The 8865-nt window shown below is 63.3% G+C and carries 9 protein-coding genes; 3 read left to right on the forward strand and 6 right to left on the reverse strand.

The window, feature by feature from the left end:
* Window positions 1-494, forward strand: a 494-nt coding sequence (locus tag ACFCU0_RS13705; RefSeq protein WP_434974245.1) for a hypothetical protein, incomplete at its 5' end; no start/stop codon positions are given.
* 156 nt (window positions 495-650) lie between these two features.
* Window positions 651-1574: a hypothetical protein gene (locus ACFCU0_RS13710; RefSeq protein WP_434974246.1), complete on the forward strand. Its 924-nt coding sequence runs from the start codon at window positions 651-653 to the stop codon at window positions 1572-1574.
* A 69-nt stretch (window positions 1575-1643) separates the two neighbouring features.
* Here the strand turns inward: ACFCU0_RS13710 and ACFCU0_RS13715 are convergent, their stop codons facing one another.
* The 6 genes from ACFCU0_RS13715 to ACFCU0_RS13740 form a co-directional block, all read right to left on the reverse strand.
* Entirely contained in the window at window positions 1644-2240 is a 597-nt protein-coding gene (locus ACFCU0_RS13715; protein ID WP_434974247.1) for a hypothetical protein, read from the reverse strand.
* A gap of 97 nt (window positions 2241-2337) precedes the next feature.
* Window positions 2338-2877: a cyclic pyranopterin monophosphate synthase MoaC gene (gene moaC / locus ACFCU0_RS13720; protein WP_434974248.1), complete on the reverse strand. Its 540-nt coding sequence runs from the start codon at window positions 2875-2877 to the stop codon at window positions 2338-2340.
* 271 nt (window positions 2878-3148) lie between these two features.
* Window positions 3149-3802 (reverse strand): hypothetical protein, encoded by a 654-nt coding sequence (locus ACFCU0_RS13725; RefSeq protein WP_434974249.1) that lies wholly within the window; start codon window positions 3800-3802, stop codon window positions 3149-3151.
* Window positions 3803-3986: 184 nt separating this feature from the next.
* Window positions 3987-4223, reverse strand: coding sequence for a putative signal transducing protein (locus ACFCU0_RS13730; RefSeq protein WP_434974250.1), 237 nt, complete (start codon window positions 4221-4223; stop codon window positions 3987-3989).
* Window positions 4224-4355: 132 nt separating this feature from the next.
* Window positions 4356-5561 carry an FG-GAP repeat protein gene (locus tag ACFCU0_RS13735; RefSeq protein WP_434974251.1) on the reverse strand — a complete coding sequence of 402 codons (1206 nt, stop codon included), beginning with the start codon at window positions 5559-5561 and terminating at the stop codon, window positions 4356-4358.
* Window positions 5562-5648: 87 nt separating this feature from the next.
* Window positions 5649-7664 (reverse strand): ABC-F family ATP-binding cassette domain-containing protein, encoded by a 2016-nt coding sequence (locus tag ACFCU0_RS13740; protein ID WP_434974252.1) that lies wholly within the window; start codon window positions 7662-7664, stop codon window positions 5649-5651.
* Window positions 7665-8299: 635 nt separating this feature from the next.
* Between ACFCU0_RS13740 and ACFCU0_RS13745 the strand changes: the two genes are divergently transcribed.
* On the forward strand, window positions 8300-8865 hold a 566-nt coding region (locus ACFCU0_RS13745), incomplete at its 3' end, for a hypothetical protein (protein ID WP_434974253.1).

Raw genomic sequence — 8865 nt, forward strand, 5'->3', positions numbered from 1 at the left:
TTGACAGAATCAAAGAGGCGGAAAAGAAGCGCCTTCGAATGAAGAAGCGTTTGAGCGCGCTCAAGAGAACATCTGAGCGCCAGCAGAACACGGCGTCGCTTGTCCAGAAGATGAAGCGCGCCGGCGCATCGCTGCTCCGCGACACGCAGTCGGTGGTCGACTCCCTATCCGCTGAAATTGCGAAGTCGCAGGCACGTCTGGAAGTCGCGATGGACGAGGACGCCGCGACTCGGTCGAGCGACGCGGTGGGTGAAGATGACGTCGCCGCCTACGAGCGCAAACAGGCCGAGGCGGAGCGGGAAGCCCGGGCCCGAGACCTCGTGCGCCAGTTCAAGGAATCGGTGCAGCCGACGCGGACAGCGGATGCCAGCCCGTCTCCCCGGCAGAGCGACGCTCCGACCGGAGACGAGACATCGTCCTCCGACGCGCCGGCAGAGGATAACTCCGACGGCGATCTGCCGGACAAGACCATTGGCCGGATGCGGGATGCGTGAGCTTTCGGCCCGCCGCTTGCATCCACCCAATACGGTTTGTGTGCGGTAACAACGACGTGCCGTGCTGCGTACCATGGGTGCACCGAGGCGCCCTCTGGTTTCTCCCACCCGCGCCTCGACCCCCGGGAGCTTCCTGATTGACCCCTGCTGTACGGTATGAGCCGAGAACCGATCAACTACACGCGTGAGGCGTTCCTGCACCGCGGCAACCTGATCTTTATCGTTGCCGGGATCGCCATCTCGCTCGGCATCGCCAGCGTCACGACCGTGCCGGCATGGCTGCCGCTAATTTTCGTGATGGCCGGCGAGCTACTATACATGGGCATCATGCCCCGCAATGAGCGCTACCGGCGCCATGTCCGCTCACAGAAGATGGCGGAACGCAACCGCGCCCCGTCCAAGAACGAGATCTTTCGCAGCCTGAGCCGGGAAGACCAGCGGCGCGTCAAACGCCTCCGCGATCTCCGCGATGAGATCCGCACGAACTACCAGGGACTAAGCTACGCCTCCCAGGGGCTCCTCGACAGCCACGTAAAGAAGATCGACGGGCTGATCGAGTCCTATCTCCAGATGCTGCACCAGCGCGAGCGCTACCGCGGGCAGATGAATGGGGCTTCAGAGGGCCAGGTGCTGCAGCAGATCCGCGACCTGAAAGACGACATGGCCGATGACTCCGAGCGGGTTCGGCGCGTCAAACAGCGCCGCATGAAGGTGCTGAAGCAGCGCCTCGCCCGCTTCAAGAAAGGCCACGAAAACCTCGAGGTACTCGGCGCACAGCTGGGCACCATCGAGGACATCGTCAAGTACATCCACGAGGAGTCGTGGACCATGCAGAACCCGGAGGAGATCACCTTTCAGCTCGACACGCTGATGGAAGAGGTGGAAGAAACGCAGTTATCCGTCCGGCAAATCGAGGACGTATTTTCGTCGTCCGCGTCCGAACTCCTCGACGACTACGACTTCGAGAGCGAAATGAGCGGCGTCGACACGGACGATGACCTTCTCACATCGACCGATTCTCCTTCCGAGGCTGAGGATGAGTCGGCGGAATCGACGTCGCGGGTGCGGGAAAAAGAGTAGCACGGCATCTCTTACGACCTGAAGGGCGGACGATTCGCACCGGCACGCCCGACATCCCGGTCGGTTCTGTCATCCTTCCCCTGGGATCTCTCCCCGTCGGCCGTATGCGAGGACCAGCTTCACGTGTGCCAGCAGCTGGTCGACCAGGCCCAGGGATTCAAGCCGCTCCTGCGGCGACTCCGGCAGCTTCGGCGGGCTTACACGGCCCATCCAAAGCTCCATCTTGTCCTTGAGGGCGTGTGGACCGGGAAATTGTCCCTGAGGCAGATGCGTGGTGTAGAACTCCTGCTTACGCGACAGGCGGGAGCGAACCTCCTCCGCAATCCCGGAAAGCTCCGGGTCCTCCTGGGCGACCATGGCATGGCCGATGAGGTAGTCCCGGTACGTGAACGGCAGGTTCAGCAGGGTCTGCCGGATCGCCTGCGCGTGGCCGGGCTCGTCCTGCAGACCAATTTCCGCCGCCCGCGCCGTCGCCGTCGCGACCAGGCAGAGCGTCTCCTCTGCAACCAGCTCCGGGTCGGTGCCGTCCATGTCCCCGATGCTTCGTAGAACCGCGTGCGTGAGGTCCTGAGTGATGCTCAGCGACCCCATCGAAGCAAACGCCGAAAAGGTTGCGATTCGGTCGGGGGAAACGTCGGCCACAGGCGTGTTCGGTGGGGGCGTCATGGAAATGGAAGTCGGTGGCTACGCAGGGAGGTGGGACGCCCGGTCGTGTCCGAAGCCGATCTCGGACCGGCGGGATACGCCGCGCCGGACGCGTTCTTCAATTGACAGCAGGTGCACCGGGCTCGGCCTGAGGATCCGGCGTCGGCTCGGGACGGTCGCTCTTCCAGTTGCCGCTCTGCCCACCGGTCTTGGCGAGCAGGCGAACGTCGTCGATGTAAATGTCTCGGGTGATCGACTTGCACATGTCGTAGATCGTAAGGCCCGCAATCGAGACGGCCGTGAGCGCCTCCATTTCGACGCCGGTAAGCCCGACCGACTTCGTGAACGCGCGGATGTTGATCGCGTGTTCTTCCTCGTCAAAGGCAAACTCGATCTCGACGCCGTCGATCTGCACGTCGTGGCACAGCGGAATCAGGCTGCTCGTCTGCTTCGAGCCCTGGATGCCGGCGATCTGTGCGGTCGTCAGCACATCGCCTTTACGCACCGTTCGTTCGCGCACGGCCTCGAACGCGTCCGGCCCGAGGACGACCCGTCCCGCCGCGACGGCCGTACGAACGGAGTCGGGCTGGCTGGAGACATCAACCATGCGGACCCCACCCTTCGATTCAGAACGTGCGAGTGTGGAGGAATCTGCCATGGGGGGAGGGACTGGACGAATCAAGGGAGTGACGCAAAGGGGCTTCGCGTGCCGGAATCCGAGGATACCACCCGACGGCCCCGCCGGGACGGTTGGATGAACCGCAAAAACGGCTCCGCGACCCTGAATGCGGTTGCGTCCGATCCAATCCCGGGCCCCGGTGCGGGTTTCGAAACGGGTGTGGATTCTCGTAACCCGTGCGCAATATCCACAGCCCTCGTTCCCCACCAAGAGCCGCCATGCGACCGGGTGAGGTAACACCATCGTCGGATCAGCTGAAGTAAAACTCCCAGTCGATCCGCTGGATGGTTCCACGCTTAAGGAAGAGAATCATCGCCGTCGGCGTCGCATCGCTCTCCTGATAGACCCACTCGTTGCTCCCGTTATTGCGCTCCGTGGGCTTGCCGATCAGGTCGACAACCCGGGAATGAGAATCGCCCACGCGCAGCCCTTCCGGCGTTTGATATTGCGCGCTGAGGACCGAGAACCGGATCAGGAAGGACCGCGGTTCACTCGCCACGTCGTAGACAAGAGCTTCCACTCCCGCCCACGCCATCGTCCGGAGGGTGTCGACCACTTTGGGGTCGTAGGTGTTCGCGACCGGTTCGACGCTCACGCTTCGTGGCGTACCGAGCCGGTCGATGAGCTCCCGGTACGAGACGCTTCCGTCCGACCGGAGCGCATCCTGGATGAGCTGCGTCACCGCGTCCGGCGGTGGTTCCGACGGAGCCTCCGGCGAGGAGGGCCCGCTGTCCGTCACCGTCGGGGGCGGCGTCACCGGGGAGGATTCGGCTTCCGGCGGCGCCTGCGTGTTGGACGACCCGGAGCATCCCGCCAGCATCAGCACAGCCGCGATGCAGATGGAAAGAACAGTAGCCTTCCGGTCCATGTGCTCCGGGAATTGTGAGGAGGGGGACGAAATCATACGGGGGCCGGGTCGCCAGCCGACGCCTCCATCGGCATCGGAACGACGCCTGGGAGACGAGGAACCCGACAGGAAACGCTCTATCGTTGCAACGAAGGTTCTGCGGAATATGGAAGCGGCAATTCCTGTTCCGGTTTCCACCCGGGCCGGCTCATGATGGTTTCATGATGTCGACGGTCCCCCGTTACTCGGCCTCGAGCACCGCACGGGCCGCCTCGGCATCAGATTTCGCTACCATTATTCGGACGCGTGCGGCGACGCCGGAGAACATGGCCGCTGGCAGACCGGCCGTGCCCGTTCCGGAAATCACGCAGGAGATACCGGCGTCTTGCAGGCGAAGACGCGCGAGTTCAGCCTCACCGACCGTGTCGAAAACAGCAACGGCAACCGAACGCATCGCGTGGAGATCGTCAGCAATCATCGTTTCGGGGCATACACGGACGGGGCCGAGGCCCGTCCGGATACAGTGTACGCAGCGGTGCCGACTTTTTCCGCCGGCGCGTTCCACGACTGCCCGTGTGTTATTGCTACGCTCCGGAACCGGACGCCGCAGCTATCGAAGCTGGACGATGTAGGCGCTGCCGGCCTCCGTTTCGGGTACTGAACTGATGATGGCGGCCGTGCCGTCCTGATCGATCGCGGCACCGAACGCAACGCGGCCGATGTCGATGATTCGCCGCTGGGGCCAGGACGCGCTGTCGTCGCGGCGGAAGGCGTAGACCACGCGGTCGATGTTGAAATCCTGCCCGAGCTGTTCGTCGTACCCGGTCACGAGAGCCCAGTCGCCATGGATCGACACCGTCGAACCGAACGCACCGGACTCGTACGGAGTCGATGGCCGCAGGGTCGCCACCTTGGACCACGTCGCCCCGAGATCCTCGTAGACGGTCGCAATACCTGAATCCTTGCGCCCCGCGCGCGACTGACCGACGATCAGGCGGGTGCCGTGAAGGGAGAGCGAGATAAAGAAGTCGTCGATGTTCGGGATGATTTCTGACTCCTCCCAGCTTCCATTTTCGGACTGTTCGAAGATGTAGACGGAGCCGGGCTCCCGGCCGAAGTAAGTGGAAGCGGCCACGGCAATCCGTGTATCGTCAATCGCCAGCGCGCCGCCGAGGACCCCGCGCTGGACGCCTTGCTCGGCGCGAAGACGCGCGGTACGCCGCCAGAAGTCCCCTTCGGAATCGAAGTCGAAAACGTACACGGTCCCGCCGTATGCGCCGTCGACGTCGCCGGAGGTGGTTACGACCGCCCGGTCGCCCTGAATCGCCACGTCTGCAGCGAAGGCCCCCTCCTCGCGTCCGACCGCACCGGTCAGGCGCGCGGCTTCGGCCCAATCTCCCGTCGCATCCCGCTCAAAGATGTATGCCGCATTCGACTTGGGGGAAGCGAAGAACTCGCTGGACGCACTGATGATGATCCGGTTGCCATCGACGTCGACCGTTTCCCCGAAAAAGGCGCCCTCGCGGCACTCGCTCGGGGTCAGCCGCGCGGCCCGGCTCCATGCGCCGTCGGTCGAATCCCGTTCGTAGACGTAGGCCGCGCCGGAGTTGGTGCCGCATTCGTTCTCGCCGCTCGCCCCAACGACGGCGACATCGCCGGCCATGGCTACGGAGACGCCGAACGAGCGCGTGTCAGACGTATCCGGGCGCGGCAATTCGAAGATTTGTGCGGACACAGGCATGACGCCGGCGCTCGACAGCGCGAGAGCCACGAGGAAGAGGCGAACCAGGCGGGGGATGCGACGGAAGCGAGGCATTCGATACATCGGAAACGGCAATTCATTCGGGGGCGGGGCGATCTCATAAGCCGCATCCTGCGGGCAGGTCGTCACGGCCTGTGGGTCCTACTCGTCCATAGCCATCACGCGATCGGTGAGCATCTCCCACTGGTCGTACAACGCAGCAAGGTCCTTCTTTAGCGCATTGTATTCGCGAGACAGCTCGCGCGCCTGTCCGTTCTCGCCGTACGCGTTCGGATCTGCCATCTTTTCCTCGATGGCTTCCTGCTTCTCCTCTTTCTCCAGAATCTCCGCTTCCGTCTCCTCCAGCTTCTTCTTGACCTGATAGGAGTTCAGCCCGGCGAGTGGATCGTCCGGCGTAGCATCGGACGCCCCGCTCGATGACGTTTTCCCAGACGTGCTCTTGCCATTGCGCCGGGACGATGCCTGCGACGCGGCAGCGGATGCCTCCTTCGACGTGGAGGCGGCGTCCGGCTCGTTGAGCGCCCGTGCCGACCCTTCCTCGACCTGCCAGCGATACTCGGTGTAGTTGCCAAGAAACTCGCGGACCTCCCCGTGCCCGACGCGCCAGACCTTATCCACGACCTCGTCCAGAAAGTGCCGGTCGTGGCTCACGATCACGAACGTACCGCCATACTGCTGCAGCGCCTCGATGAGCACCTGCTTCGACTGAATGTCGAGATGATTCGTCGGCTCATCCAGGATGAGAAAATTTGCCGGCGACAAAAGCGTTCGCGCCAGAGCTACGCGACTCCGCTCGCCACCGGAAAGGACGCTGACATCCTTAAACACGTCATCGCCCCGAAAGAGGAAGGTACCGAGAAGCGTTCGGAGCTCCGTCTCGGGCGTCCCGGGCGAAACCGACCGAACGGCGTCCAGGACCGTCTGTCCCGACTCCAGTTCATCGGCCTGGTGCTGGGCGAAGAACGACATGTCGACGTTGTGGCCGAGGCTCCGCTCCCCCTCAAAGGACTCGCTTCCGTCCAGAATCCGCGCCAGCGTAGACTTGCCAGCGCCGTTCGGACCGACGAGCGCGATTTTGTCCCCTCGCTCGATCGTCAGCGGGTCGGCATCATCGAACACCTCGACAGGCCCCTCTTCGGACTCGTAGGTTTTGGAAAAGGAGGACACGTCGAGCACGATCGCTCCGGACCGTCTCGGCTCCGGGAAGCGGAAGGAGATGGTGGAATCCTCGCTCGGCGGCTCGGGAATCCGGTCCATCTTCTCCAGCTTCTTGATGCGACTCTGCACCTGGCTGGCCTTGGACGCGTTATACCGGAACTTGGCGATGAAGTCCTTGATCTCCTTGATGCGGCGCTGCTGGTTCTCGTACGCATTGCGCCATTGTTCGCGCCGTTCTTCCCTCGCCTCCAGATAATACGAGTAGTTTCCATCGTAGAGGTCGACCTGACCGCGCGTCAGCTCCGCCGTCTTGTTCACCATCCGGTCCAGGAAATACCGGTCGTGGCTCACGATGATGACGCTCCCGGGATAATTCTTTAGATACCCCTCGAGCCAGTCGATGCTGTCGATGTCGAGGTGGTTCGTGGGCTCATCGAGCAGGAGAATGTCGGGACGCTGCAGAAGCAACTTCGCCAGGGCGACGCGCATGCGCCACCCGCCGGAAAAGGTGCGGATGGGACGGTCGAGGTCGTCCGGGTCGAAGCCGAGCCCCGTCAAGGTGGCGTCGGCCTGGGAGCGAATCCGGTGGGCTTCCCGGGCATTCAGCGCCTCCTGAACACGCTGCAGCTGGTCGAGCAGCTTCTGGTACGCGTCGCTCTCGTAGTCTGTCGTGGCCGCAAGTTCTTCCGTGATCCGTTCTTCCTTGCGCTCCAGGTCGAGGACGTCGTCGAAGGCGCGCAGCGTTTCCTCACGCACCGACCGTTCCGGCGGCAACTCCTGGATATCCTGCTCCAGGTAGCCGACGCTCGTTTTACCCGTTTCGACCCGACCATCGTGAACCGGCTGCTCGCCGGAGATCACCTTCAGAAGGGTCGTTTTGCCCGCCCCGTTCGGGCCGATCAGGCCAATCCGGTGCCCTTCCGGCGTGATGGTCCAGGAGAGGTTGCGGAAAATGGGCGTCCCCCCGAACGAGAGGGAAATGTCGGTGAGCTGGATCATCGGGACGAAAAAGCAGAACGAGGCCCCGCATCGGTGCGGGTGCAGAGGACCGGGCGAATCAGGAACGCCCCGGTCGAACGCGAGCAGCGGGCTCGGTCCGGGCCGGGGCGTCGGCATAGGCAGCAAGCGTCGCCGGGTGCAGCGCCAGGGAAGAAGAACCTCTTCTTTGACAATGTGGGTAGCCGCCCGAAGCCTTTCGACGTCCACTGTTATCTTCTCGCAGGGCGAGAAGCCTCGCACTAGCAGCATCGCAAGGATGCCGCATCAGGGCGACGAGGTGAGGCCTGTCGTCCGGTATCGGAGGTAAGCTCCCTTTTTCTTCGGTTGCAGATTCTTCTTTACCTAAAAACGCTGCAGAGCCGGGCGTCGGCTTGCTGGATTCCAACGTACCGAAATGCCGGTTACACGTTTCCCGCGTTCCAGCAACGGCCCTGGAATTTGGGTGAAGGAGGTGTGAGGACGCGCGTCATCTGTCCCGTGCAACCGGCTTGCCGTCCGCTACCGGACCGTCGGTCGACGCATCGTCTCACCCCTGGCCGTCAGCGAGCAATACATGGTAAACGTAGGCGGCAGATAGATTTTCGCGTTGACGCGCCCTCGCCCGAACACCGATCCGTGACATTTCGTGATTTGTCATGCTGTCCAACCGACATCGCCCACCGGCCCCGCGCGGCCGATTCTGTTTCCACCCGCTTCTCTTCATCATCTTGGTCGTGGCCACCGGGTGCGCCCCCGCCATGCCACTGAGCGAGGGACTCGTTTTCGCCCCGGACACACGCGAGACGAACCGGGAAAAGCGGCTCACCTTGCTTGAAGCCGGGACTTCTCAGTCGGCGACGCTGTACACGCCGGACTTTGCTCGCCGCACGGCCGACGAACGAAACCTCCCGGACGCGTCGCTCAACGCCTCCTATCGCTACGGTGCAGACCTCCTCGGAATCAGCGTCCGCACAGGAGATCGCGGAGCCGTCTCGCTGGGACTCGGCGTAGCCCCCGTGTTCGCGACCGACGGGAATGCGACGGTGCGCCTACGTGGGCCGTACTACCTGACGGTCGGTGCACAGATGTGGCAACCCTACGGCATCCTGCAGCGACGCATCGTTCATCAGAACGGCTATGGACTCAGCGCAGGCGTCATGTACCGCCGGGACCGGCAGTGGATGGGCGACTTTGCCCCGCTAAATAGCGATGGCAATCGCCA

Origin of the sequence: Longibacter sp., assembly GCF_051155795.1 — a bacterium.
In the GTDB taxonomy this organism is placed as follows: domain Bacteria; phylum Bacteroidota; class Rhodothermia; order Rhodothermales; family Salinibacteraceae; genus Longibacter.

Bases quoted from the DNA above. Each gene is read 5' to 3' on its own strand.
- ACFCU0_RS13710 (WP_434974246.1), top strand. From the start codon at position 651: ATGAGCCGAGAACCGATCAACTACACGCGTGAGGCGTTCCTGCACCGC.
- ACFCU0_RS13715 (WP_434974247.1), bottom strand. From the start codon at position 2,240: ATGACGCCCCCACCGAACACGCCTGTGGCCGACGTTTCCCCCGACCGA.
- moaC (WP_434974248.1), bottom strand. From the start codon at position 2,877: ATGGCAGATTCCTCCACACTCGCACGTTCTGAATCGAAGGGTGGGGTC.
- ACFCU0_RS13725 (WP_434974249.1), bottom strand. From the start codon at position 3,802: ATGATTTCGTCCCCCTCCTCACAATTCCCGGAGCACATGGACCGGAAG.
- ACFCU0_RS13730 (WP_434974250.1), bottom strand. From the start codon at position 4,223: ATGATTGCTGACGATCTCCACGCGATGCGTTCGGTTGCCGTTGCTGTT.
- ACFCU0_RS13735 (WP_434974251.1), bottom strand. From the start codon at position 5,561: ATGCCTCGCTTCCGTCGCATCCCCCGCCTGGTTCGCCTCTTCCTCGTG.
- ACFCU0_RS13740 (WP_434974252.1), bottom strand. From the start codon at position 7,664: ATGATCCAGCTCACCGACATTTCCCTCTCGTTCGGGGGGACGCCCATT.